19 protein-coding genes and 1 tRNA gene are annotated in these 23,625 nt (G+C 72.8%); 14 read left to right on the top strand and 6 right to left on the bottom strand.

The genetic code is table 11. The features are described 5' to 3' along the window. The first annotated feature begins 1 nt into the window (after position 1). The 7 genes from AAH991_RS06150 (at position 2) to AAH991_RS06180 (ending at position 8,675) form a co-directional block, all read left to right on the top strand. Positions 2–826: a PfkB family carbohydrate kinase gene (locus AAH991_RS06150; RefSeq protein WP_346224752.1), complete on the top strand. Its 825-nt coding sequence runs from the start codon at positions 2–4 to the stop codon at positions 824–826. Beyond that, positions 823–1,620: an ATP-binding cassette domain-containing protein gene (locus AAH991_RS06155; RefSeq protein ID WP_346224753.1), complete on the top strand. Its 798-nt coding sequence runs from the start codon at positions 823–825 to the stop codon at positions 1,618–1,620. Before AAH991_RS06150 ends, AAH991_RS06155 begins: the two co-directional genes overlap by 4 nt. Then, the gene (locus AAH991_RS06160) at positions 1,617–2,684 is read left to right on the top strand and encodes an ABC transporter permease (RefSeq protein ID WP_346224754.1); all 1,068 of its coding nucleotides are present in this window, start codon (positions 1,617–1,619) and stop codon (positions 2,682–2,684) included. Before AAH991_RS06155 ends, AAH991_RS06160 begins: the two co-directional genes overlap by 4 nt. Positions 2,685–2,739: 55 nt before the next feature. Beyond that, positions 2,740–3,726 (top strand): substrate-binding domain-containing protein, encoded by a 987-nt coding sequence (locus AAH991_RS06165; protein WP_346224755.1) that lies wholly within the window; start codon positions 2,740–2,742, stop codon positions 3,724–3,726. Beyond that, positions 3,723–5,777, top strand: coding sequence for a hydantoinase/oxoprolinase family protein (locus tag AAH991_RS06170; RefSeq protein ID WP_346224756.1), 2,055 nt, complete (start codon positions 3,723–3,725; stop codon positions 5,775–5,777). Before AAH991_RS06165 ends, AAH991_RS06170 begins: the two co-directional genes overlap by 4 nt. After that, complete coding sequence (locus AAH991_RS06175) at positions 5,774–7,486, top strand: hydantoinase B/oxoprolinase family protein (RefSeq protein WP_346224757.1); 1,713 nt, start codon at positions 5,774–5,776, stop codon at positions 7,484–7,486. The genes AAH991_RS06170 and AAH991_RS06175 overlap by 4 nt, the downstream gene beginning before the upstream one ends. A 94-nt stretch (positions 7,487–7,580) precedes the next feature. Then, entirely contained in the window at positions 7,581–8,675 is a 1,095-nt protein-coding gene (locus AAH991_RS06180) for a LacI family DNA-binding transcriptional regulator (protein ID WP_346224758.1), read from the top strand. On the opposite strand, the gene AAH991_RS06185 is transcribed toward AAH991_RS06180, so the two are convergent. The 3 genes from AAH991_RS06185 to AAH991_RS06195 form a co-directional block, all read right to left on the bottom strand. Next, the gene (locus tag AAH991_RS06185) at positions 8,676–10,175 is read right to left on the bottom strand and encodes a hypothetical protein (RefSeq protein WP_346224759.1); all 1,500 of its coding nucleotides are present in this window, start codon (positions 10,173–10,175) and stop codon (positions 8,676–8,678) included. Positions 10,176–10,203: 28 nt separating this feature from the next. Next, positions 10,204–10,277 (bottom strand) — tRNA-OTHER (locus AAH991_RS06190). A 45-nt stretch (positions 10,278–10,322) separates the two neighbouring features. Continuing rightward, the gene (locus AAH991_RS06195) at positions 10,323–11,735 is read right to left on the bottom strand and encodes a hypothetical protein (protein ID WP_346224760.1); all 1,413 of its coding nucleotides are present in this window, start codon (positions 11,733–11,735) and stop codon (positions 10,323–10,325) included. Positions 11,736–11,833: 98 nt separating this feature from the next. Here AAH991_RS06195 and AAH991_RS06200 point away from each other — a divergent pair, with 98 nt between their 5' ends. Beyond that, positions 11,834–12,415 (top strand): GNAT family N-acetyltransferase, encoded by a 582-nt coding sequence (locus AAH991_RS06200; RefSeq protein WP_346224761.1) that lies wholly within the window; start codon positions 11,834–11,836, stop codon positions 12,413–12,415. Here the strand turns inward: AAH991_RS06200 and AAH991_RS06205 are convergent. Continuing rightward, on the bottom strand, positions 12,375–12,824 hold the full coding sequence (locus AAH991_RS06205; RefSeq protein WP_346224762.1) for a carboxymuconolactone decarboxylase family protein: 450 nt from the start codon (positions 12,822–12,824) through the stop codon (positions 12,375–12,377). The genes AAH991_RS06200 and AAH991_RS06205 overlap by 41 nt on opposite strands. 83 nt (positions 12,825–12,907) lie before the next feature. On the opposite strand from AAH991_RS06205, the gene AAH991_RS06210 reads away from it, so the two are divergent. The 5 genes from AAH991_RS06210 (at position 12,908) to AAH991_RS06230 (ending at position 16,309) form a co-directional block, all read left to right on the top strand. Further along, the gene (locus AAH991_RS06210; RefSeq protein WP_346224763.1) at positions 12,908–13,786 is read left to right on the top strand and encodes a sigma-70 family RNA polymerase sigma factor; all 879 of its coding nucleotides are present in this window, start codon (positions 12,908–12,910) and stop codon (positions 13,784–13,786) included. Between the two features lie 77 nt (positions 13,787–13,863). Continuing rightward, positions 13,864–14,820, top strand: coding sequence for a DUF2332 domain-containing protein (locus tag AAH991_RS06215; protein ID WP_346224764.1), 957 nt, complete (start codon positions 13,864–13,866; stop codon positions 14,818–14,820). 34 nt (positions 14,821–14,854) lie between these two features. Further along, positions 14,855–15,595 carry a class I SAM-dependent methyltransferase gene (locus AAH991_RS06220; protein WP_346224765.1) on the top strand — a complete coding sequence of 247 codons (741 nt, stop codon included), beginning with the start codon at positions 14,855–14,857 and terminating at the stop codon, positions 15,593–15,595. A gap of 40 nt (positions 15,596–15,635) precedes the next feature. After that, positions 15,636–16,001 carry a hypothetical protein gene (locus AAH991_RS06225; RefSeq protein ID WP_346224766.1) on the top strand — a complete coding sequence of 122 codons (366 nt, stop codon included), beginning with the start codon at positions 15,636–15,638 and terminating at the stop codon, positions 15,999–16,001. 32 nt (positions 16,002–16,033) lie between these two features. After that, positions 16,034–16,309 (top strand): HesB/IscA family protein, encoded by a 276-nt coding sequence (locus tag AAH991_RS06230; RefSeq protein ID WP_346224767.1) that lies wholly within the window; start codon positions 16,034–16,036, stop codon positions 16,307–16,309. A 4-nt stretch (positions 16,310–16,313) separates the two neighbouring features. On the opposite strand, the gene AAH991_RS06235 is transcribed toward AAH991_RS06230, so the two are convergent. Both AAH991_RS06235 and AAH991_RS06240 read right to left on the bottom strand, forming a co-directional pair. Beyond that, positions 16,314–16,616, bottom strand: a complete 303-nt coding sequence (locus tag AAH991_RS06235) for a hypothetical protein (RefSeq protein WP_182906538.1) — start codon at positions 16,614–16,616, stop codon at positions 16,314–16,316. A 41-nt stretch (positions 16,617–16,657) separates the two neighbouring features. After that, on the bottom strand, positions 16,658–22,054 hold the full coding sequence (locus AAH991_RS06240) for a non-ribosomal peptide synthetase/MFS transporter (protein WP_346224768.1): 5,397 nt from the start codon (positions 22,052–22,054) through the stop codon (positions 16,658–16,660). Between the two features lie 624 nt (positions 22,055–22,678). On the opposite strand from AAH991_RS06240, the gene AAH991_RS06245 reads away from it, so the two are divergent. Further along, a complete protein-coding gene (locus AAH991_RS06245) occupies positions 22,679–23,605 on the top strand; it encodes a TauD/TfdA family dioxygenase (RefSeq protein ID WP_346224769.1) in 927 nt (308 codons plus the stop codon). Positions 23,606–23,625: the final 20 nt, after the last annotated feature.

The following is a 23,625-nucleotide window of genomic DNA, read 5'->3' on the forward strand; positions in this document are numbered from 1 at the left end:
GATGCGGCTGTGCGGCGTCGGCGACAACGTCGTCGACAGATATCTCGACCTCGGCCTCGTCTTCCCCGGCGGCAGCGCCTGCAACGTCGCGGTCCACGCCCGGCGCCTCGGCGCCGAGGCCGCCTACCTCGGCTCGATCGGGTCCGACCCCGCGGGCGACCTCGTACGGCACAGCCTGGCCGCCGAGGGCGTCGAGGCCCGCTGGTCCCGGTACGGCGGCCACCCCACCCCCCGGGCCGACGTCAAGCTCGACGCCGACGGGAACCGGACCTTCGTCGACTATGTCCCGCCCACCGAGGACCTGCGGCTGAGCCCGGCGGACCTGGATTACCTGGCGTCGTTCGACCTCGTCCACACGGGACACACCAGCCTGGTCGAGGACCAGCTGCCCGACATCGCCCGCGTCACGAAAGTCTCCTTCGACTTCTCCTACAAGGACATGGAGTACGCGCGGGACCTGCTGCCCTCGGTCGCCGTCGCCTTCTTCTCCCGGGCCCGGCTCGACCGGCCCGAGTGCGCCGAGTTCGCCGCGTCCGTTCTCGCTCTCGGACCCCGCGAAGTGGTCGTGACCTGCGGAGATCAGGGGGCGTTGCTCGCCTCGGCGGACCGTACAGTGTGGCAGCCGGCGGTTCCCACCGAGGCGGTGGACACGCTCGGCGCCGGCGACGCCTTCGCGGCGCAGCTGCTGGTCGCGCTGCCCGTGGCCCCGGCCGAGGTCGCCATGGCGCGGGCCGCGGCCTACGCCGCCTCGGTCTGCCGCCACCACGGCGGCTACGGCTACCCCGCCGATCTCGACGCCCTCTACCCACCGGAGGAGACCTCATGAAGGACAGCGCCGACCTCGCTGTGCGGGTGCGCGGCGTGCGCAAGCGGTACGGCCACGTCGAGGCGCTGCGCGGCGTCGACCTGGACATCGCACCCGGGGAGATCCACGCCCTGCTCGGCGACAACGGCGCCGGCAAGTCGACGCTGGTGAAGGTGCTCGCGGGAGCGGTGACGCCCGACGAGGGCACCGTCGAGATCAACGGCGTGCCGCACCGGTTCACCGGCCCGAGGGACGCCCAGGCGGCCGGCATCGAGACGGTCTACCAGGACCTGGCACTCGCGCCGACGCTGCCGCCGGACGCCAACCTCTTCCTCGGGCGCGAGCCCTCCCGCCCCGGGCTGCTGGGCCGGCTGGGGTTCGTCGACCGCAAGACCATGCGGGCCGAGGCCGCCACGCATCTGCGCCGGCTCAACTCGAAGATCCAGGACCTGGGCGCCGAGGTCGGCTCGATGTCGGGCGGGCAGAAGCAGGCCGTCGCGGTGGCCAGGGCGGCGATGTGGGGCTCGGCCCTGATCATGATGGACGAGCCGACCGCGGCGCTCGGCGTGGCGCAGACCGAATCGGTCCTCGAGCTCATCCGGCGGATCCGGGACGAGAAGGGCCTGCCGGTGCTGCTCATCTCGCACAACCTGCCCGACGTCTTCCGCGTCGCGGACCGCTGCACGGTCCTGCGGCTCGGCAGGCGAGTCCTGACCGCGCCCATGTCCGACGTCACCTCGACCGACCTGATCAGGGCGATGACGGGCGCCGACACGCTCAGCCCGACCGAGGAAAGGGCGGCAGAACCCCGATGACCGATCTCGCTTCCCCGGCCAAGCCGCCGGCCACGCCGCCGGCCAGGGCACGCAGGAGGGCCCTGCCGCGCACCCAGCGGCTGTCCGACGCGACCATCCTGCTCCTGCTGATCGCCATCGTGGCGGTCTTCTCGATCGTCACCCCGGCGGGCACGTTCCTGTCGCTCAGCAACGCCGAGTCCATCCTGCTCACGGCGTCGCAGCTGCTCATCCTCTCGTGCGGCATCACGTTCCTGCTCATCGCCGGCGGGCTCGACCTGTCCATCGGCTCGATCACGATCTTCTCGGCCGTCGTCGTGGCCAAGGTGATGGGGGCGCTCGCCGGGACGGCGGCGCAGGCCGCCGACTTCCACTATCCCAACCTCGGCATCGCGATCACCGTGGCCATCGTCTGCGGCCTGCTCGTCGGCGTCGGCTGGGGGGCCGTCAACGGGGTGCTCGCCGTCAAGCTGCGCATCCCCCCGTTCATCGCGACGCTCGCGACCGGCGGCATCGTGCTCGGCCTGGCGAGCGTCTGGACCAACGGCCAGAACGTGCAGAACGTGCCGCTGCCCTTCCAGTCGTCGTTCGGCCTGGGCAAGCTGTTCGGGATCATCCCGTGGTCCATCGTGATCGCGGCCGTGGTCACCGCGGTCTTCTGGGTCGTGCTGTCGAAGACCCGCTTCGGCCTGCACACGTACGCGATGGGCGCCAACCTGGAGGCGGCCCGGCGCTCGGGCGTGAACGTCAAGCGGCACATGATCCTGCTCTACGTCGGCACCGGCGCCCTGTGCGGGATCGTGGCCGTCCTCGACGTCGCGCGCTTCGGCACGGCGTCGATCACCAGTCACTCCGGAGACGCGCTGTCGGCGATCGCCGCCGTCGTCATCGGCGGGACGAGCCTGTTCGGGGGACGGGGCCGCATCTCCGGGACCGTGGTGGGCGCGCTCATCCCGGCGGTCCTGCAGAGCGGCTTCGTGATCATGGACGTCCAGCCGTTCTGGCAGAACGTCGCCGTCGGCGTCGTCCTGCTCGTGGCCGTCTACGTGGACCAGGTCAAGATCCGCGCCCAGGAACGCACATGACCTTTCTCCCTCGCTCCACAGCCCTCGCCCTCGCTCCACACCCCGAAGGAACCCGATGAAGCGAACCATCCCCGTCCTGGCCGCGAGCGCACTGGCGGTCGGCCTGCTGGCCGGCTGCGGCACGTCCTCGTCCGCCGACGACGCCGGCGGCGGCAAGAGCGCCGCGGGCAAGAAGATCGTCATGCTGCTCAACGACCAGTTCGACCCCTACTACCTCACCCTGGTCGCCGGAGCCGAGGCCGAGGCGAAGAAGCAGGGCTTCGAGTTCAGCTGGCAGGCGCCGTCCACCCTCGACGTGGCCTCGCAGACCCAGCTCCTGCAGTCCGTGGCCGCCCGCAAGCCGGACGGGATCATCATGTCCGCCCTGGACGCCAAGGCGATGATCGCGCCGATGAAGCAGGTCATGGCGCAGGGCATCCCGATCATCACGGTGGACGCCGACGTCGCCGACCCGTCGGCGCGCCTCGCCACCGTCACCTCCGACGGCGAGGCCGCCGGCCGCCTGGCCGCGGAGACGATGGACAAGCTGCTCGGCGGCAAGGGCAAGGTGGCCTTCGAGGGCTACACCCCGGGCACCTCCAGCACTGACGCCCGCCTCAGGGGATGGCAGGAGGGGCTGAAGCAGACCGGCCTCGAGTACGTCGCCGAGCGCTACGACGCCACCGACCTCACCACCATCGCCGGCACCGTCAGCGCGGTGCTCAAGCGGTACCCCGACCTCGCCGGGATCTTCACCAACTGGACGAACCCCACCCTCGGCGCCGCCCAGGCCGTCCAGGCCGCGGGCAAGAGCGACCAGGTCAAGATCGTCGGCTTCGACGCCTCGCCCGACGAGGTGAGCCTGCTCAAGCGCGGCCTGGTCTCCGCGCTGATCATCCAGAAGCCCGGCGACATGGGCGTCAGGGCGGTCTCCGACCTGGCCGCCTACCTCAAGGACGGGACCAAGCCGCAGTCGGTCAGCCTCGACGCGGTCGTCGCGACCAAGGAGAACATGAACGACCCGGCCGTCAGCGCGTACTTCTACAAGGCGGGAAAGCAGTGAGTCAACGCCTCGGAATCGACGTCGGCGGGACCTTCACCGACGTCGTGGTCATCGGCGACGACGGACGCGTCCTCGTCGAGAAGGTCCCCAGCACTCCGGAGAACCAGGCGGGCGGCGTGCTCGACGGCGTACGCGCCGCGCGCGGCACCCGCGGCGTCGACACCGGCGCGCTGCGGATGTTCGCGCACGGGTCCACCGTCGCCACCAACGCCCTCCTGGAGTTCAAGCTCCCGCCCACCGCGCTGATCGTGACCCGCGGCTTCCGGGACGTCCTGGAGATCGGTACGCAGCTGCGCCCCGCGCTGTTCGACCTCGGGGTCGTCAAGCCGGAGCCGGTGATCCCGCGTGAGATGGTCTTCGAGATCGACGAGCGGGTCGACCGGCTCGGCGAGGTCGTCACGCCGCTCACCGACGAGGAGATCGACCGCGTCGTGGCCCAGGTCGCGGCGAGCGGCGCCGAGGCGTGCGCGGTCACGCTGCTGTTCTCCTTCCGCAACCCCGGCCACGAGCGCCGGCTGGCCGAGCGGCTCGCCGCCGCGGTGCCCGGCCTGCACGTGGCCGTCTCCTCCGAGGTCGCGCCCGAGATCAAGGAGTACCCCCGGGCGTCGACCACCGCGATCAGCGCCGCGCTGCGGCCGCTGGTGGCGCGCTACCTGTCGGCGGTCGAGGACGGCCTGGAGCGGGAGAAGGTCACCTGCCCGTTCTTCGTGATGCAGTCCTCGGGCGGCGTCATGTCGGCGGCGGAGGCCTCGGCCGCCGCGCACAAGATGGTGCTGTCCGGCCCCGCGGCGGGGGTGCTCGCCGCCGCCCGGGTGGCGGAGAACCCGGCGTACGCCAACCAGATCACCTTCGACATGGGCGGCACGTCCACCGACATCTGCCTCATCTACGAGGGCCGGCCGCGCCTGGACCGGTCGTCGCAGTTCGAGGGGCGGCCCCTGCAGGTCGCCCAGTTCGACATCCACACCATCGGGTCCGGCGGCGGGTCGCTGGCCCGGGTGGACGCCGCCGGGCTGCTGCGCGTGGGACCGGAGAGCGCGGGCGCCGTCCCCGGCCCCGCCTGCTACGGACGCGGCGGCACCCGGCCCACGACGACCGACGCCCAGGTCGTGCTCGGCCGGGTCGACCCCGCGCGGTTCCTCGGCGGGGAGATGACCCTCGACGTGGAGGCCGCCAGGCGGGCGGTCGCGACGCACGTCGCCGAGCCGCTCGGGATCGGCCTGGAGGAGGCCGCGCTGGGCATCCTCGACGTCGCCGACGCCATCATGGCCAGGGGCGTCCGGGTGGTCAGCGTCAACCGCGGCTACGACCCGCGCGACTTCGTGCTGCTGCCCTTCGGCGGGGCCGGTCCGATGCACGCCCTGTCGGTCGCCGAGATGGTCGACATCAGGACCGTCCTGGTGCCGCGGCACCCCGGCACGTTCTCGGCGCTCGGCCTGGCCACCTCCGACCTGAAGTACGACTTCTCGCTGACCGTGGACGCCCCCGTGGACACGCTGACCCCGGAGCGGATCGAGGAGCTGTTCACCGGCCTGCTCGACCGGGCCCGCGACCGCCTGTCCCGGGTCGAGTCGCTCACCACGGGCCGGATCGAGAACCGGCTGGCCCGCTTCCGCTACGCCTGGCAGGACAACGACGTGGAGGTCCTGCTGCGGCCGGGCCCGGTGGACGCGCAGAGCCTCACCGAGGCGCTCGACCGCTTCCACGCCCAGCACGAGTTCGAGTTCGGGCACAGCGACAAGGAGGCCCGCGTCGAGCTCGTCGCCGTCGGCGTCGAGGTGCACGGCGTGCTGCCGCGTACGGCCGCCCCCACCGCGGTGGCGGGGTCCTCCACTCCCGCCCCGGCCTCCGTACGGCGGGTCTGCTTCCGCGGGACCGGCTGGGTCGACACCGACGTGTACGAGCGGGCGGACCTCGCGCCCGGCGCGGCGTTCAGCGGCCCGGCGATCGTCGAGGAGCGCGAGGCGACCACGGTCGTGCCGCCCGGCGCGCGGGTGCGGGTGGACGGCGACGGCAACCTCGTCCTGACTGTGAAGGGAACCCCGGCATGAACCCCGGCATGAGCTCCGGCACGAGACGAACCGATCCGATCACCACCGAGGTGATCCGGCACGCCCTGGAGACCATCGCGGAGGAGATGGGCACCGCGCTGCGCCGCACCGCGCTCAGCGTGGTGGTCAAGGACATGCGCGACTACAGCTGCGCGGTCTTCGACCGGTCCGGCCGGCTGCTCGCCGCCGCGCTGGACATCCCGACGCTGCTCGCCTCGATGTCCCCCGCGCTGCGGGCCTGTCTCGACAAGTGGGGCGACGACATCCACCCCGGTGACGTCTTCCTCAGCAACCACCCCTACCTGGGGGCCTGCCAGACCAACGACCTCAACCTGTTCGTCCCGGTCTTCGACGACGACGAGCGGCTCATCGGCTTCACCGGCGCCATCGCGCACCACGCCGACTGGGGCGGGGTCGTGCCCGGCACGGCGGCCGCGACCAGCCGCAGCGCGTTCTACGAGGGCGTCATGCTGCCGGCGGTCAAGCTGGAAGTGCGCGGCGTCCCCGAGCCGAACGTCCGCGACATCATCACGGCCAACACCCGTCACCCCAAGCAGAACCACGGCGACCTGCGCGCCCAGGTCGCCTCCGCCCGCTCGGGTGCCCGCCGCTTCGCCCGGCTCGCGGAGCGGTACGGCACCGACACGCTGGTCACGGCCATCGACGACCTGATCGGCTACACGGCCGAGCGCACCCGGGCCGAGCTGGCGGCGCTGCCCGACGGGACGTACCAGGCCGAGGGGTGGCTGGACGACGACGGGATCAATCCCGGCGCGGCGGTCCGCCTCGCCGTCACGGTCACCATCGAGGGCGACGGCGCGTACGTCGACTTCTCCGGCTGCGACCCGCAGATGCCCGGCGGCATGAACATCCCCACGTCCACGACGCGGTCGGTCGTGCACTACGCGATCAAATGCCTGCTGCCCGACGACGTGCCGTTCAACGAGGGGTCGATGGAGCCGGTGACCATCCACGCCCCCGAGGGCTCGGCGGTCAACCCGATCTTCCCCGCCGCGGTCGGCGACCGGCACCTGGCCTCCCAGCGGCTGGCGTCCGTCATGACCCGGGCGCTCGCCCCGGCGGCGCCGCACCGCGCGTCGTCCGAATGGTTCGTGGGCTGGCCGGTGCTGATCTGCGAGTCGGCCTCGCCGAAGACCGGGGACGGCGTCGTGCTGCTCGCCAACGTCGCCGGCGGCGCGGGCGCCACCGCGGCGCACGACGGCGCGGACGCGGTCGACGTCCACATGGCCAACTGCGCGATCATCCCCGCGGAGATCATCGAGTCGAGCTACCGGTTGCGTGTCGAGCGCTACGAGCTGGTGCCCGACAGCGGTGGTGCGGGACGCACGCGGGGCGGCCTCGGCATCCGCGCCGACTACCGGAACATCTCCGACGAGCCCATGCAGTTCCTCTCCGAGGCCGAGCAGAGCGACCCCGGTCACGCCCCCCAAGGGCTCGACGGCGGCCTGCCCGGCACGTCCGCCTCGATCGTCCTCATCCGGCAGGACGGCGAGGAGACCCCGCTCCCGGCGAAGGGGCAGCATGTCGCAGCCCCGGGCGATGTGGTGAGCCTGCGCGCCGGCGGCGGAGCCGGATACGGCGACCCGGCGCTGCGCCCGAGGGAGGCCGTGGAGGCCGACCTGCGCAGCGGGCGGATCACCGCCCGCGCCGCCCGGGATCACTACAATCTCGCTGCGGCGGATCGCTGATGGGCGAGCCGCCGGCGCCTCCCGGGCGTACCCGCGAACGCGACGACGTCCGGGAACCCGCCGGCGGCGACCGATACCGGGAAAGGGAGGATCCGTGACCGCATCCAGGCCGCGGCGGGCGACGCTCCCGGACGTGGCGGCGCTGGCGGGCGTCTCCACGGCCGCCGCGGGGCGCGCGCTGGGGGGTTACGGAAGCGTCAGCGAGGATGTACGGCGGCGGGTGGCGGAGGCGGCGCGGCAGCTCAACTACCGTGCCAACCGCCTCGCCGCCAGCGTCCGCACCGGCCGGACCGACACCATCGGAGTGGTGTGCGCCGACATCGAGAGTCCCTTCTTCGCCCGCGCGCTGCGGGGGATCTCCGACGTCGCGCACGAGCACGGCTTCAGCACCCTGGTCACCAACAGCGACGAGGACCTCGCCAGCGAGCGTGAGGCGGTCCAGCTGCTCCTGCACAAGCAGGTGGACGGGATCATCTGCGCGCCCGCCGACGTCACCCAGGTCGACCACCTGGCGCAGGCGCAGACCGGCGGCACGCCCGTGGTCCTGTTCGACCGCGTCAGCGACCACCTGGAGGCCGACGCCGTCGTCGTGGACGGCATGAAGGCCGCCTACCAGGCCGTACGGCGACTGCTCGACCTCGGTCACCGGCGGGTCGCGATCGTCGCGGAGCTGCGCCAGCCGCGGGAGCAGGACTGGGCGAGGTTCCTCACCCCGCGAACCGAGGTGTCGCTGGGCGAGCTCAGCCCGAGCGAGGCCCGGCTGCTCGGTTATCTGCGGGCTCACTGGGACGCCGGGGTGCCGGTGCGCCGCGAGCTCGTGCGGCGCACCGGCACCTACGCCGCCGAGGCCGCCTATCAGCAGACCAAGCGCGTCCTCGCGCTGAAGAACCCGCCCACGGCGGTCTTCACGGTGGACAACCTGATGACGGTCGGCGCCTATCGCGCGATCCGCGACCTCGGCATCGCGGTGCCCGACCGGCTCTCGGTGGTGGCCTTCGACGACCTCGACTGGACCGTGCTGGTCTCCCCGGCCCTGAACGTCATCGCACAGCCGGTCTACGAGATGGGCGCGGAGGCGGCACGGCGCCTCATCCGACGCCTGCGGGACCCCGAGCCGGCGCCGCCCGGCACGCTGTTCATGGACGTCACCCTGGTCGAACGGGAGTCCGTCGCCCCGATCCCGACCTGATCACCGATTCTGCGACGTGGGTCGCAGATGCCAGCGCAGCAGGTGCGTGGTCTGGCCGCCCAGCACGTCGTGGGCCCGCTCGACCAGCGCCGCCAGCTCGCCGCGGAGCGGCTCGGGGGGTCCCGCGTACGCGGTGGCCGCCTGCCGGGCGAGCCAGTCGCCCACGCCGGCGCGGGCCCGCTCGCGGAGCGGCTCGTCCGGTCCGGTGAGGAGAACCAGGTCCGCCTTGAGCCGGTTCCACATGTCCGTCCGGGTGAGCAGCCGGTGGGCCGCCCGCCGTACGTGCGGGGGACGGCCGCCGTCGAGCAACGGCCACAGCCGGTCCGGCGGCGGGGGCGAGTCGCGCAGCGCCTCGGCGACGTGGCGGACGACTACCGGCGCGGGGTCGACGAGCATCGCGGCGAGGCCGGCGCGCGCTCCCAGGCGGCACGCGGCGCGTACGGCCTCCGCCCGCACACGGGGGCTCTCGTCGGTCAGGTAGGGCAGCACGATCGAGGCGTCGGCGGGATGGCCGCACTCGCCCAGGCCCGCGACCAGCTGCCGTAACCCGCGGCCCGGCCGCTCGTCGAGCAGGCGGCGGTAGGACTCCGCCGGGTCGCCGCCCGCCCGCCTGACCGCCCACTGTGCGGTCAGCCGTACGACCGGGGACACGTCGCCGAGCATCCGCTCCCCGTGCTCCGGTGCGCCCAGCCGAACCAGGGCGGTCAGCGCGGTGGCACGCACCCGGGCCGCCCGGTCGGCCAGCAGGCTCCGCAGCAGGTCGGGGCGGTCCAGCTCGGCGACCGCCTCCGCGCACAGCGTCCGGGAGACGAGGTCCTCCTCGTGCCGCGCCGCGTGGATCAGGTCCGCCTCACCGAGGCGGCGGTCGTCGAGGCAGGCCCGGTAGGCGAACCGGCGGGTGGGGATGTCGGCGCTGCCCCGCAGGGCAGCGAGGACCTCGTCGCCCGCCCGCGAGAGCGCGTCACGGACCATCCGCACCACCGCTTCGCCGCGTCGCCGCTGCCCGATCCGTACGGCCACCGGCGCGACGGTCCCCAGAGTGGCGCCGGTCGGCACCGCGAGCACCTGCGCCAGGACGTCCGCCGCCGCCGACCGCACCTGGGCCACCCAGTCGGCGGCCCGGATCACCAGGATCGGCAGCAGCCGCGGATCGTGGCGCATGGCCGGATGCCGGACGGCGCGCTCCCGCTCGTGACCGTCGTGGGCGCAGGCCGCCGTCAGCACGGCGAGCGGGGTGTCCGGCACGGGGGGCCTGCGGCGCAGGCGCCACGGCCCGCGCGGCTCGGGCACCGCAGCGACCACGGGTGCCGAGTACCACATCGCACGCCGCGCGGAATCGAGTTCGGGCCACAGCCAGGGCGGGGCCGACGCCAGGGCGTCGAGAGCGCGCTCGGCGTGCTCGCGATCGCCCGCCGCCTGCGACAGTGCGGTCCACAGGTCCCACAGCATGTATCGCCGGCCCGGTGCGGCCCTGGCGACGAGCGTTTCGACGGCATCCACCACATCACCATGATCCACGTTGTGGAGGTCCTCGCCGGCCGGGCTCGAACCGGCGCCCACCCGGAGAGAGAGCCGGGCGTTCTACCGCTGAACTACGGCGGGGCCGGTTCCAGTCTGCTCGACCGTTCCCCGGCCTCGCCACGGAATTCAATCCCTCTCCCGGGATTCGGGCAGGTCACCGGTCACGACACCGGCCCTGAGCCCGTGCAGGGCGTCCGGCGCCAGATCGGGCCTGACGGGCCGGCCGCTGAACACCCCGGCCCGCCGCAGCAGGGCCGCCCACACCGGATCGGCGACGGCGACCCCGTGGACCAGCTCCGGAGTGGGCCGGAACACCGCGACACGGCGCTTGGCCGCGGGCGCGGTCCAGCCCGACCTCTCCGGGTCCAGCCCCGCCGTACGGCATGCCGCCTCGACGTCCGCACGGGTGCAGGACGCCGTGCCGTCCAGCACATCCCAGGGCGGCGGCAGCGCGGCCCAGACCCTGGTGCCGGGATCGACGTCGCCGCCGGTCGAGCGGTGCCAGGCCGCCAGGTCCGCGGCCATCAGCCGCATCGCCTTGCCCGGGCAGGACACGTCCAGCAGTTCGAGCGCGTCCAGGGAGGCGAGGCACGCGAGCCACCCGGCGCGGGCGGCGTTGTAGGCCCCCGCCAGCGAGTTCCACGTGCTGGAGTCGTCGCCGGGCCGGACGACCATCGTCGCCCTGTCCATGGCAGGCCGCCACCGGTCGCCGAGGAGCCGGGCGGCGTGCCGCATGACCGCCGACCACTGACCGAGCAGCCGTCCGCGCTCCTCGTCGGTGAGACGGTCCAGCACGTCGGGCGTGGACCGGACCTGAGCGATCATCCACCAGTCCGCGTCGTCCCCGCACCGGGCGAGCAGGACGTCCGCGATCTCGTCGAAGGGGTTGTCCCGCCCGGAGAGGCTGAACTCGCGGCGCAGTTTGCGGCGCGCCGTGTAGTACGCCACGAAGCAGGCGGCGTCCGGGTCCTCGAGGAACCTGTCCAGCGGGATGTGCGCGCCGAAGCCGGTGACGCCGATGATCAGCAGCCGTCGCTTGTCCTGCTCGGTCTCGAGGGTGCCCGCCTTGGCGGCGATGCGGCGCAACATCCGGAACCGGCGGTTGTACTGCCGCTTCGACAGGTCCATCCCGGCGGCCTCCCGGGCCTCGCGGTTGAGCCGGTCGGCCAGGAAGTCGCTCCGGTCGGGCGTCCACCCGATCGAGCGCCCGGCCCTGCTCGCGTACGTCCGCAGCGACTCGGGGTCGTCGGGGTCCACATCCGCCGGCCCGTCGAACAGCCGGGCGGCCACCGCCACCTGACGCGCTCCGCCGACGGGGCGCGCGTAGTCGTCCGACAGCGAGGTGAACCACGCGGCGCCGCGTGAGGAGTGCCGTGCGGCACGGGCGAGCACGTTGCGCTCGCGGCCCGTCAGCCGCCCCGCGAGCGCCTGGAGGATCAGCTCGGCGACGTCCTCCGGCCGGTGGCGGCGGTCCAGCGAGCCGTGCAGCTCGGCCAGCGCGTCCCGGCGGGAGCGCTCGGAACCCTTGCGGTGCTTCATGCCCGCCATGATGGACGCGAGACCCGCCGGGAATCGATCGGTTATCCACGGGTGGAAAACCGCTGGGCGTACGGCGCGTGGCCGGGGAGACTTCCGGCATGCACGACACCATCGCGGCGGGTCCTCTCACGCTCCGGCCGCTGACGGCCGGGGACGCGGACGAGATGACGGGAGTGCTGGCGGGGGAGGAGCTGTACTCCTTCATCGGCGGAACCGCGCCCACCCCGGCCGAGCTGCGCGCCCGGTATCAGGCGCTCGAGGCCCGCCGGTCCCCGGACGGACGGCAGGAGTGGCTCAACTGGATCATCCGCCGGGACGTCGACGGCCGGGCGGTCGGCTACGTCCAGGCGACGGTGACGGACGAGGGGCGGCGGGCCGAGGTCGCGTGGGTCGTGGGCACCGCCTGGCAGGGCCGGGGGTACGCGACGCGGGCCGCCGCCGCGCTGGCCGGGTGGCTCCGCGGCAGGGGAGTCGCCCGAATCGAGGCGCGCATCCATCCCGATCACCACGCGTCCATGAAGGTGGCCGACCGGATCGGCCTGCTGCCCACCGATCACAACGAGGACGGCGAACGCCTGTGGACCTGGGAACGGCCCGGGGGGCTCATCGCAGGGCCCCCCGGCGTACGCCCGCCTCGGTTCACCAGGTCTTGCCGGCCTGCTCCCGGATCGTGTGGTTGATGCGGTTGAAGAAGTTGGTCAGCGCGATGTTCAGGATGATCGCGGACAGCTGCTTCTCGTCGAAGTGAGCGGCGGCGGCGTCCCAGATCTCGTCGGTCACGCCCGTGGCGCCGTCCTGGATCCGGGTGGCGGCCTCGGCCAGCGCGAGCGCCGCCCGCTCCCCGTCGGTGAAGAACGGCGTCTCGCGCCACGCGACCACGTTGTGCAGCCGCTCGTCGGTCTCCCCGTGCTTCTTCGCGGACGCGACCCCGGCGAACACGCACGGGGCGCAGCCGTTGATCTGGCTGGCGCGCAGGTGGACCAGCTCGAGCACGAGCGGGTCGGCGCCTCCGGCCTGGATCGCCCTGTTGAGGTGCTGGATCGCGGTGAAGACGTCGGGGCTCACCGTGCTCTTCATGCGTGCTTCCATTGTTCCTGCTCCTTCGTCGGTTACCTGTGCCCGTCCGGGCCCGTCATCTCCCATGACGGAGCAGAGCCGAGGAAGGTAACGACATGTCCCACAACAGTTCCGCGGACCGGGTGACCGAGGCCTTCGAGGCCGAGCGCGACCGGCTGCGCGCCGTCGCCTACCGGATGCTCGGTTCGCACGCCGACGCCGACGACGTGGTCCAGGAGGCATGGCTGCGGCTCTCCCGCCAGGAGACGGCGACGATCCACAATCTCGCCGGCTGGCTGACCACGGTGGTCGGCCGCATCAGCCTCGACGTCCTGCGATCGCGTCAGGCGCGCGCCGAGGCGTCCTACGACAACCGGCTGCCCGAACTCGTGGTGAGGGCCGACGACGGCCCCGCGCCGGAGGACGACGTGGCGCTCGCCGACTCGGTCGGGCTCGCGCTCCTCGTCGTTCTCGAGTCGCTCAGGCCGGACGAGCGGCTCGCGTTCGTGCTGCACGACCTGTTCGCGGTGCCGTTCGACGAGATCGGTCAGATCCTCGGCAAGTCGACCGCCGCCGCCAAGATGCTCGCCAGCCGCGCCCGCAGGAAAGTGCAGGCGTCCGAGCGGCGGGCCGCCGTGGGACAGGAGCAGCGCGAAGTGGTCCAGGCGTTCCTGGCGGCGGCCCGCCGCGGCGATTTCGAGGGGTTGCTGCGCGTGCTCGACCCCGACGTGAAGCTGACCGCCGACACTCCCGACGGTGTGGTCGTCACCCTCGGCGCCACCGCGGTCGCCGCCTCCGCGCGGCTGTCCGCCCGCCCGGCCGCGCGGAGGCGCCTGGTGCTCGTCGACGGCCTTCCCGGGATCGTGGCCTGGCGCGAGGACGGCGCACCGCTCTCGGTCATCTCGTTCACCGTCGCCGGGGGCCGGATCACCGGCATCACGGTCGTGACCGACCCCGCCAGGCTCGCGTCGCTGGACCTGCCGGACCCGGAGTGAACGCACCGGCGGCTCCGGGAAGCTCGCGCGCCGCGGCCTGATTCGATGGAGCCCTGGGCGTTCCTGGGGAGGCGGGCATGGAGACGGCGGAGTGGTACCGGTACTTCGCGGAGCGCGAGGTCAGGGGGCACAGCCCGGTCTACGAGGCGCTCGCGCTCGGGATCGCCGCCGATCCCGGGCTGATCGATCTGATCGACGGCCTGCCGGAGCCGAAGCGGCAGCCGAACCTGCTGCTCGCGTCGGTGCGTCACCTCGGCGGGCCGTACGACGAGTTCGGCCGCTTCCGCGAGTGGGTCATGAGCCACTGGGCCGAGGTGCGGGAGACGGTGCTCGCCCGGCGGACGCAGACCAACGAGGCGGGCCGCTGCGCGAGCCTGCTGCCGGTGCTGGCGGCGTTGCCGCAGCCGCTGGCCCTCGTGGAGGTGGGCGCGTCGGCGGGGCTGTGCCTGTTTCCTGACCGGTACCGCTACCGGTACGACGACGGGCCCGAGATCGGGCCGGCCGACAGCCCCGTCCTGCTCACCTGCCGGACGAACGGGAGGGTGCCGGTGCCGGTGCGTCTCCCCGAGGTGGTGTGGCGGGCCGGGCTGGATCTCGACCCGGTCGACGTACGCGACGACGAGGCGGTGCGCTGGCTGGAGTGCCTGGTGTGGCCGGAGCAGGAGGACCGGCTGACCCGGCTGCGCGGGGCGGTGCGGATGGCGCGGCAGGACCCGCCGCGCCTGGTGCGCGGGGACGCCGAGGCGGCCCTGCCCGAACTCGTCGCCGCCGCGCCGGCCGGGGCGACGGTCGTCGTCCTCCACAGCGCGGTCATGCCCTACCTGGACGCCGAGGCGCGGGACCGCTTCGTGGCACTCGTACGGACCCTGCCGGTGCGGTGGATCTCCAACGAGGGCTCTCCCCGGCTGCCCGCACTGGCCGCGAAGCTGACGGCCGGGCTGCCGGACGGGCGGCTGGCGTTCCTGCCCGCGCTCGACGGGGAGCCGCTCGCGATGGCCGGGCCGCACGGCGAGTGGCTCGACTGGCTCGCCTGAGCAGCCTCACCCGGCGCGGCGGATACTGAGGATCATGACCCTCTACGACGAGATCGGCACGACCTACAGCGCCGCGCGCAGGCCGGACCCGCGGCTGGCGGCCCGGATCGCCGCCGCGCTCGGGGACGCCGCGACGGTCGTCAACGTGGGGGCGGGCACGGGGTCGTACGAGCCGCCGACGACCCTGCTCGCGGTGGAGCCCAGCACGGTGATGATCGCCCAGCGGCCGCCGGCGTCGGCCCCCGTGCTGCGCGCCCGGGCCGAGGCCCTCCCGCTCGCCGATGGCGTGGCCGACGCCGCCATGGCCCTCCTGACCGTGCATCACTGGGCGGACCTCGCGGCCGGGATCGCCGAGTTGCGCCGGGTCGCGCGGCGCCGCGTGGTGATCCTCACCTGGGACCGGGAGCTCACCCGTGACTTCTGGTTCCTCAGGGAGTACCTGCCCGAGGGCGCGGCGCTGGACGACGCCCGCGCCGCCTCGATCGCCGATCTCGCCCGGCTGCTCGGCGGCGCGCGGGTCGAGCCCGTGCCCATTCCGCACGACTGCACCGACGGGTTCGGCGCCGCCTACTGGCGCAGGCCCGAGGGCTACCTCGATCCCGTGGTCAGGTCCGGCATGTCGGTGCTGGCCCAGCTCGACCAGGCGGTCGTACGGCCGGCCCTGGACCGGCTCGCCGCCGACCTGGAGTCGGGCCGCTGGCACGAGCGCCACCGCGACCTGCTCGGCCTGGAGGAGTACGACGTCGGATACCGGCTGCTCGTCGCCGACCTGTGAGGGGGCGTGGGATCCGCGCACCGGCGGGTAAGGACACCGTGTGGACACGGAGCGGCTGCGCCAGGTCGTGGACGAGATCTTCCACGACCGTCCCCACGTCACGCGACGCGACCTCTACTCGGCCGCCGCCGCGGACATCCACGTGCCGGCCGAGACGCTCGCCCTTCTGCACGAGATCCCCGAAGGCTCCTACAGCCGCGGGGAGATGCTGGAGGCCATCGAAGGAGCCGTACGGGACCGGGACGAGGCGGAGCGGAGGGCGCGGCCACCGGAGCGGGTCGCCGCACTCGAGGACACGGCCGAGGCCGAGCACGCCATCGCCGAGGACACCACGCTGGGTGCGCTGACCCAGGAGAACGCCGGTCCTCCGCCGGACGCGCCACGGTTCCGGGAGCCGGGCGAGTGAGGACGCGTGAGCAGACACACGGGAGGCGCGTCGTGCTGACAGTCACCGACCACGCCGTTCGGGCGATCCGCGATCTGATGGTGGGGGAGTATCTCCCCGAGGAGGCGGGCCTGCGCATCGCGGCCAAGCCGGGCGAGCCCGCCTCGCTGGAGCTGTCGCTGGTCAGCGCGCCCTTCTCGGGCGACGAGGTGATCGAGAGAGCGGACGTGCGCGTCTTCCTCGAACCGGAGGTCGCGCAGGCCGTCGGCGGCAAGACCCTGGACGCCGAGACCGGCCCCGGCGGCCGTCCCACCTTCCGCCTCACCTAGCCGTTCACTGGTCGCCCTCGTCCTCCTCGTCGTCGGGCGGCAGGCCGGTGCCGGCCACCGTGTCGGCGAGCTGGTCGTCGTCCAGCCGTCCGGTCGGCGGCTGTCCGAGCGTCCCTCCGCCGGAGGCGCCGCCGCCCGAGATTCCCTTGCCGCCGACGATGCCCGCGGCGTCGAGGTCCGCCTGCTCCACCGATCCCTGGCGAGTGGCGCGGATGCCGGGCGTCCGGTTCTTGAACCGCGGGTCGTCCTGCGCGTTCGTCGCCAGCTCCTCGGCGAGCTGCTTCGGGTTCATCTTCTTCTCGTCCATACGGGCCGCCGTACCCGGCGGCCCGCGTGCCATTCACATCCTCACAGCTCGGACGGAACCCGCTGCGGGGGGACGTGCCGCCGCTCCCGCCGGCTGCGCAGCGTCTCCAGGCCGACCAGGTCGTCCGGCTCGGCGTCCGGGGTCTCCTGGTCGAACCTCGCCAGGGCCGGGTGCCGCAGGGCCAGCGTGATCGTGATCGCGATGGCCAGGCCGCACACGATGTACAGCAGGCCGATGCCGCGGCCCTCGCCGACTCCGATCACCCTGCCGACCGTGCCGGCCAGCGGGCCGTCCGGCCGCATCAGCGGTTCGAAGACCAGCCCCACCAGCCAGGCCTGTACGGCCAGGCCGACCGGCTGGGTCGACAGCGCGAGCATCCGGTTGATCGCGATGACCCGGGCGTGGTAGCGCTGGGGCACCTTCGAGTGGATGATCGTCAGCCAGATGCCGTCGCTGATCGTCATCATCAGCGACATGCCGAAGGCGCCGACCGTGATCAGGATGAGCGACGGGCGCAGACCGGCGATCGCGCAGAAGATCCCGAGCACGCCGGCGGCCGCCAGCATGCCGAACATCCGGCGGTCGCGCGGGCCGCCCCACAGGGTGATGACCAGGCCGCCGCAGACCGCCCCGATCCCGGCGAGCAGCGCCACCCGCCCGGTGTCGGCCAGCTCGCCGACCGACAGCACCAGCGGCGGGATCATGATGAACCCGGTGAACAGGAAGAAGTTCACGATGAACATCGTGAAGGCCATGGCCCGCAGGCCCCGCCGCCGCAGCAGGTAGCGGAAGCCGTTGCGGATCTCGGCAGAGACCGTCTCGCGGCGCCGCCAGGCCATCGTGGCCGGGAACCGGACCAGCAGGGTCACACCGAACGCGATCGCGTAGCAGACCACGTTGGCGGTCAGGATGCCCTCGATGCCGATCAGCGCCAGCACGGCGACCGAGAACAGCGGCACCATCAGCTGGGCCACGGCGTTGCCGAGCTGGACGACGCCGCCGACGTGGTGCAGGTAGGCCTTGGGCGCGAGTTGCGGTCCGGCCGACTGCCAGGCCACCCGTTGCAGGGTCACCGATATCGACAGCAGCACCAGCAGGCCGTACAGCAGGGGCATGTTCAGCACGTCGCCGGCCATCAGCGCGAGCAGCGCGGCCTGCACGGCCAGGGACATGCCGTCGGCGGCCAGCATCGCGCGTTTGCGGTCGTACCGGTCGACGAGCGCGCCGATCAGCGGCGCGAGCACGAGCCCGGGCACCAGGGCGATGATGGCGAACAGGCCGAACTGCACCAGCGAACCGCTCTTCAGGTACGCCCAGATCGGCACGGCGAACTCGGTCATCACGGCGCCGATCATCGAGACGATCTGACCCGTCGCCACCGTGAAGAAGCGCCCGAGGCTGGGCTGCGGCCCGTCCACGTCGGCCTTCCGGTCGGTGGACACGCGCTCCCGCCACCAGGTGGCCGTGTCGCCGGGCGCCGGGACGTGCCATTCCTCGGGACGGTTCACGCTGGTGTGCGCGGTGGTGACGATCGCGGCCAGCTCCTCGGTGCGGTACCGGAGGAAGTAGTGGCCGGCCTCGGCCATGACGACCAGCGCGGTGGTCTCGGAGACGCAGTGCCAGTCGCGGTAGCGCTCCTGGTAGAAGTCGGTCAGCGCGTCGCGGTCGCCGACGATCGAGATGACCGGGGCGCGCAGCTGCGGGCTCTGCTGCTCCACGAGCTCGCTGAAGTAGTCCTCGCCGGCGCGCGCGTCCACCCGCATCGTGCGGATGATGTGGTCGACCTGCTCGGGATCGAGATCCTGGAGGTCGGCGCCCATCGCCCGCAGCCAGTTGGCGTGCGCGTTGGCGTTGTCCAGCGCCTTGCTGCGGAAGATCCGGCCGAGCAGGCCGTTGAGGCCCTTGCTGGGGGTGGCGAACGGGAAGCTGCCGCCCGTGTAGACGGCCTCGACGCGCCGCCCGGCCGCCTCCAGCCGCCGCGCGATCTCGGCGGTCAGCGCGCTGCCGACGCAGTGGCCGTACAACGCGACCGGGCCGCGCACGCGCTCCATGACCTCGTCGCAGACCCGCTGGGCGGCCTCGTGGAACGGGATCGTGCTCTCCTCGACGCCCAGCTCGTGGCCGGGCAGGGCGACCGCGAACAGCGAGTGGCCGTCCGGCAGCGCGTCGGCCAGCGGCTGGTAGACCATGGCGCTGGCCCCGCCGTACGGGATGCAGACGAGCGACAGCGTCGGCGCCTTGACCGGCCGGGTGAGCTCGACGAGCAGGCCGCGCGGGCCCTCCTCGGCGACGCCCTCCGGCGCCCCGTTGGCGGCGTCGACCAGCGCGGCCAGCTCCCGCACCGTGCGGTTGGCGATCGCGTCGAGGACGGTCACCTGGTAGCCGCCGGCGGGCAGCACCTGCCTGAGCTTGGCGACCATGCGGATGAGCAGCAGCGAGTGGCCGCCGAGCGCGTTGAAGTCGCTGTCGACGGAGATCGCGTCGATGCCGAGGACCTCACGCCAGACCCCGGCCACCGCGATCTCGGTCTCGGTCTCCGGCTCGGCCAGGTCCTCGCCCACCCGGACGACCGGGTCGGGCAGCGCCTTGCGGTCCACCTTGCCGTTGGCGTTGAGCGGAATGGTCTCCAGCGGCACGAACACCGACGGGACCATGTAATCCGGCAGCCGCGCCGCGCAGTGCTCCGCCAGATCCGCGGGCTCCCGCGACTCGGGCACGTAGTAGGCGACCAGCCTCTTGTCCTCGGGCGTGAACGCGTGCACGGCGACGACCGCGTCCCGGACGCCGGGGTGGTCGAGGACGGCCGCCCTGACCTCGTCCAGCTCGATGCGGTAGCCGCGGATCTTCACCTGGTCGTCGAAGCGGCCGAGGAAGGCCACGTCGCCGTCCCGGGTCCAGGCCACCCGGTCGCCGGTGCGGTACATCCGCCCGCCGGGCTCGAAGGGGTCGGGGAGGAACCGCTCCTCGGTGAGGTCCGGCCGGTTCATGTAACCGCGGGTCACGCCCACGCCGCCGACGTACAGCTCGCCCGGCACGCCGACCGGCTGCAGCTTCCGATTGGCGTCCAGCACGTACATGCGCATGTTGGGCAGCGGGCGGCCGATCGGCACGACCTCCACGAGCTGGGCGTCCCGCACGGGATAGACGCAGGTGCCGACCGACGCCTCGGTGGGGCCGTACTCGTTGACCAGCCGGCCGGGGCCGAGCATCTCCAGCCACCGGTTGGCCATGGAACCGGGCAGCGCCTCGCCCGCCACGACGATCTTCCCGGCGAGTGCGGCGGCCTGCCGGGCGTCGATCTGGTGACCGAGCACCTCCAGGTGGCCGGGGGTGCACTTGATGAAGCTGTACGGCCCGCCCGCCGCCAGCAGCGTGCCCAGCTCGCCCATGTCGAAGTCCTGCGGCAGCACGGTGACCCGCTGGCCGGTGACGAGCGGCGCCCACAGGTTGGGCACCACGAGGTCGAACGCCACCGAGCCGAACAGCGGGGCGCCGCCGTCGCCCTGCGACGCCAGGTCCTCCACGGCCCACCACACGTGGTTCACCAGCCCGCGGTGGGTGACCTGCACGCCCTTCGGCTTGCCCGTGGACCCCGACGTGAAGATCACATAGGCCAGCCGGTCGACGTCGTACGGCACGCCCACCGGCTCGCGGGGCCGGTCGTCGAGCACCCCGCTCGCCACGTCCACGATCTCGGCGTCCGCGAGAACGCCGTCGAACAGGTGCGCGTGGCCCGCTGAGGTCAGGACCAGCGGGGTCGCGGCGATCGACAGCATGTCGCGCACGCGCTGCGCGGGAAACTTGGGATCCATCGGCAGGTAGGCCGCGCCGGCCTTCCACACGCCCAGCAGGCAGGCGATCAGCTCCGGGCTCCGGTCGAGCAGCACGCCCACCGTGTCCTCCGGGCCGACCCCTCGCTCGCGCAGCAAGTGGGCGACCTGGTTGGCGCGGGCGTGCAGCTCGGCGTAGGTGGTCGCGCGGCCCTCGAAGGCGACCGCCACCGCGTCCGAATCCGCGTGGCGCTCCAGCAGCTCGGGCAGGGCCACGTCCGGGTACGGCCGCGCCGAGTCGTTCCACGTCCCGAGGACGAGGTCGCGCTCGGCGTCGGTGACCAGGTCGAGCCCGGCCGGCGGGGTGTCCGGCGCGGCGGCGATCCGCTCGGCCAGCGCCCGGTAGTGCCCGGCCATCCGGGTGATGGAGTCCGCGTCGAAGCGGTCCTTCTGGTAGGTCAGGTAGAGCTCGGGGTCGCCCGTGCCGTTCAGGTGCACCAGCAGCGCGAGGTCGTAGGTGAAGTCGTCGACCTCGTGCTCCCAGACCGACGCCTCCAGCCCGGGCCAGCGGCCCCGCTGGTCACGGAAGACGCGCAGCGAGAAGCCGACGGTCGACAGCGAGAAGTTGCGGGCGTCCCGGTCGCTCAGCGCCCCGGCCAGCTCGGAGAACGGCAGGTGGTTGGCGAGCGCCTCGCCGAGCCTGCGCCGCACCCCGGCGGCGGCCTCGCGGAACGACGGGTCGCCCGACAGGTCGGCGCGCAGCGGCAGGGCGTTGACGAAGCAGCCCAGCACGGGCTCCAGCTCCACCCGGCGCCGGCCGCCGTCCACCGTGGCGATCGTGAGGTCGCCCTGTCCGGTGTAGCGCGCCAGCAGCATCGAGAAGACCGTGAGCAGGGCCACGAACGGGGTGGTCCCGGGGCCGCCGGCCTCCCGCAGCGCCCGCAGGACCTCCTCCGGCAGCGTGAAAAGGTGGCAGTCGCTGCGGTTGCCCTCGGCGGCGGTCCGGCCGTCCCGCGCGATGGGAAGCTCCAGCGCGCTCGCGCCGTCCAGCCGGTCGCGCCAGTACGCCAGGCGCCGCTCGCGCTGCTCGCCGCTCAGCTCACGCCGCGACCAGGCCGCGTAGTCCGCGTACTGCAGCGGGGGCGGGGCCACCCCGGGGGGACGGCCCTCGTGGGCGGCCGCGTACACGCCGGTCAGCTCGTCGACGATGATGCCGACCGACCACCCGTCGCACGCGATGTGGTGGCAGACGAACATCAGCACGTGGTCCTCGTCGGCCAGCCGGACCAGCGTCGTGCGGTGGACCGGCCCGGTCTCCAGGTCGAAGCGCTCGACGGCGGCCCGGCTCGTGATCTCCCGGGCCCGGCCCTCCCGCTCGGCCTCCGGCAGGTCCCGCAGGTCGACGACGTCGAGCGGGGCCGACCCGGGGTCGAGGACGATCTGCCGGGGCTCGTGCCCGTCGCCCTCGTAGACCGTACGCAGGATCTCGTGGCGTTCGACCAGGCTGTCCAGGGCGACGGTCAGGGCCCGGAGGTCGAGCGGGCCGGTCAGCCGCAGGCCGATGGTGGCGTTCGGCGCCGGGGCGCCCTCCGCGAAGCGGGCGCCGAGCCACATCTGGGTCTGCTCGTAGGAGCAGGGGGCGGGTCCCTCCCCACGGGGGGCGATCACGCTCGCGGCGGCGGCCCTGGCGGCTCTGGCGGCGAGCAGCCGGCGCAGCGCCTCCTGCCTGCGTGGGGAAAGCGACGCTATTAGATGCTCGTTGTCAGTCGTCGGCGATATCGTCACCGAGCGTTCTCCTCTCTGCGCAGAAATGCGCAGGACCAGCTGACCGCGCAGAAAAGTGGTTGAACCAGAAAACGCTTTGATCGTCGATTCCGCAGGACCTCGCCGCGTATCTCGCCGCGTTCGGACCGAGATGCGTGGGAGCGCTCCCACGAAAGGGATTATTTCACGATACGGGATGTGAGTCTGGTCACGCAAGCCTCACTTCGACCTGCGATCAGGCGCGAAGAGTAAGGGGAAATCGACCTTCCGTCATCGATTGCGGGCGACGGATCACGAGTGCTCGCCGACGTTGCCGGCGGACACACGGTCATGTCGAACAATTTGACTGCCGCCGTCGAGTGGACCGGATTAAACATGTTTCTTGCGCGTAAGCCGACCCTGGTTCTATGTTGGCCGCCGGAATCTATTGCCGCAGGGGCGCCGCCTATTCGAGGGCCCGCCTGCCTCCTTAATTCGACTTTTTCCCCGTGCTCGGCCGCGGCCGGATCCCGTGCAGAAGGAGGACGCATGGACGACTTCTGGAAGCCCCTGGAAATAACCCCCGACGGCTCCGCCGCCACGCCCGAGGGGCTGGTGGAACGGCTGCGCGAGACGAATGTGGGCGACCTGCTGGTCCGCGAGAAGGCGCTCGTCTTCCGAGGCTTCGGCGTCACCCCCGAGACCCTCGACGCCGTCATGGACCTGCTGCTGCCCAACCGGCTGGCGTACGTCCACGGCAACTCGCCCCGCACCAAGGTGGGCGGCAACGTCTACACCTCGACCGAGTACCCGCCCGAGTACACGATCTCCATGCACAACGAGCTGTCGTACTCCGCCACCTGGCCCTCCCGGCTGCTGTTCTACTGCGAGAAGGCGGCCGAGAGCGGCGGGGCGACTCCCGTCGTCGACGGCGTGCGCTGGCTGGAGTCGCTCGACGACGAGGTCAGGGAGGCGTTCGCCAAGGGGGTGCGCTACACCCAGAACCTGCACGCCGGCCGCGGGCTCGGCAAGAGCTGGCAGGAAACGTTCGAGACCGAGGACCGCGACGAGGTGGCCGGGTTCCTCGACCGCATCGGGGCGGACTGGCAGTGGCGTCCCGACGGCGGCGTGCGAGTCTCGCAGGTCAGGCCCGCCACCACCCGGCACCCCGTGACCGGCGCCGAGGTGTGGTTCAACCAGGCCGACCAGTGGCACCCCGCGTCGCTGGGCGACGAGACCGCCGCCATGCTCGCCGAGCTCATGCCGCCGGAGGAACTGCCGCAGTCGGTGACGTTCCCCGACGGCGCCCCGATCCCCGGCGACTACGTCATCCAGGCCCGTGACCGCGGCCTGGACAACGCGGTGGACGTCGACTGGCGGGAGGGCGACCTGCTGCTGATCGACAACGTCCTGGTCGGGCACGGCCGCAGGCCCTTCACCGGCTCCCGCCGCATCCTCGTCGCCATGTCCGACTGATCACGCTCTCGGAAGGGAAA

Origin of the sequence: Microbispora sp. ZYX-F-249 (assembly GCF_039649665.1) — a bacterium.
Taxonomy (GTDB): Bacteria; Actinomycetota; Actinomycetes; order Streptosporangiales; family Streptosporangiaceae; genus Microbispora; species Microbispora maris.

What these genes read in the sequence shown, in the direction of transcription:
- AAH991_RS06220 (WP_346224765.1), top strand. Translation starts at nt 14,855, where the DNA reads ATGACCCTCTACGACGAGATCGGCACGACCTACAGCGCCGCGCGCAGG.
- AAH991_RS06210 (WP_346224763.1), top strand. Translation starts at nt 12,908, where the DNA reads ATGTCCCACAACAGTTCCGCGGACCGGGTGACCGAGGCCTTCGAGGCC.
- AAH991_RS06195 (WP_346224760.1), bottom strand. Translation starts at nt 11,735, where the DNA reads ATGAAGCACCGCAAGGGTTCCGAGCGCTCCCGCCGGGACGCGCTGGCC.
- AAH991_RS06235 (WP_182906538.1), bottom strand. Translation starts at nt 16,616, where the DNA reads ATGGACGAGAAGAAGATGAACCCGAAGCAGCTCGCCGAGGAGCTGGCG.
- AAH991_RS06160 (WP_346224754.1), top strand. Translation starts at nt 1,617, where the DNA reads ATGACCGATCTCGCTTCCCCGGCCAAGCCGCCGGCCACGCCGCCGGCC.
- AAH991_RS06150 (WP_346224752.1), top strand. Translation starts at nt 2, where the DNA reads ATGCGGCTGTGCGGCGTCGGCGACAACGTCGTCGACAGATATCTCGAC.
- AAH991_RS06175 (WP_346224757.1), top strand. Translation starts at nt 5,774, where the DNA reads ATGAACCCCGGCATGAGCTCCGGCACGAGACGAACCGATCCGATCACC.
- AAH991_RS06200 (WP_346224761.1), top strand. Translation starts at nt 11,834, where the DNA reads ATGCACGACACCATCGCGGCGGGTCCTCTCACGCTCCGGCCGCTGACG.
- AAH991_RS06215 (WP_346224764.1), top strand. Translation starts at nt 13,864, where the DNA reads ATGGAGACGGCGGAGTGGTACCGGTACTTCGCGGAGCGCGAGGTCAGG.
- AAH991_RS06205 (WP_346224762.1), bottom strand. Translation starts at nt 12,824, where the DNA reads ATGGAAGCACGCATGAAGAGCACGGTGAGCCCCGACGTCTTCACCGCG.
- AAH991_RS06245 (WP_346224769.1), top strand. Translation starts at nt 22,679, where the DNA reads ATGGACGACTTCTGGAAGCCCCTGGAAATAACCCCCGACGGCTCCGCC.
- AAH991_RS06165 (WP_346224755.1), top strand. Translation starts at nt 2,740, where the DNA reads ATGAAGCGAACCATCCCCGTCCTGGCCGCGAGCGCACTGGCGGTCGGC.
- AAH991_RS06155 (WP_346224753.1), top strand. Translation starts at nt 823, where the DNA reads ATGAAGGACAGCGCCGACCTCGCTGTGCGGGTGCGCGGCGTGCGCAAG.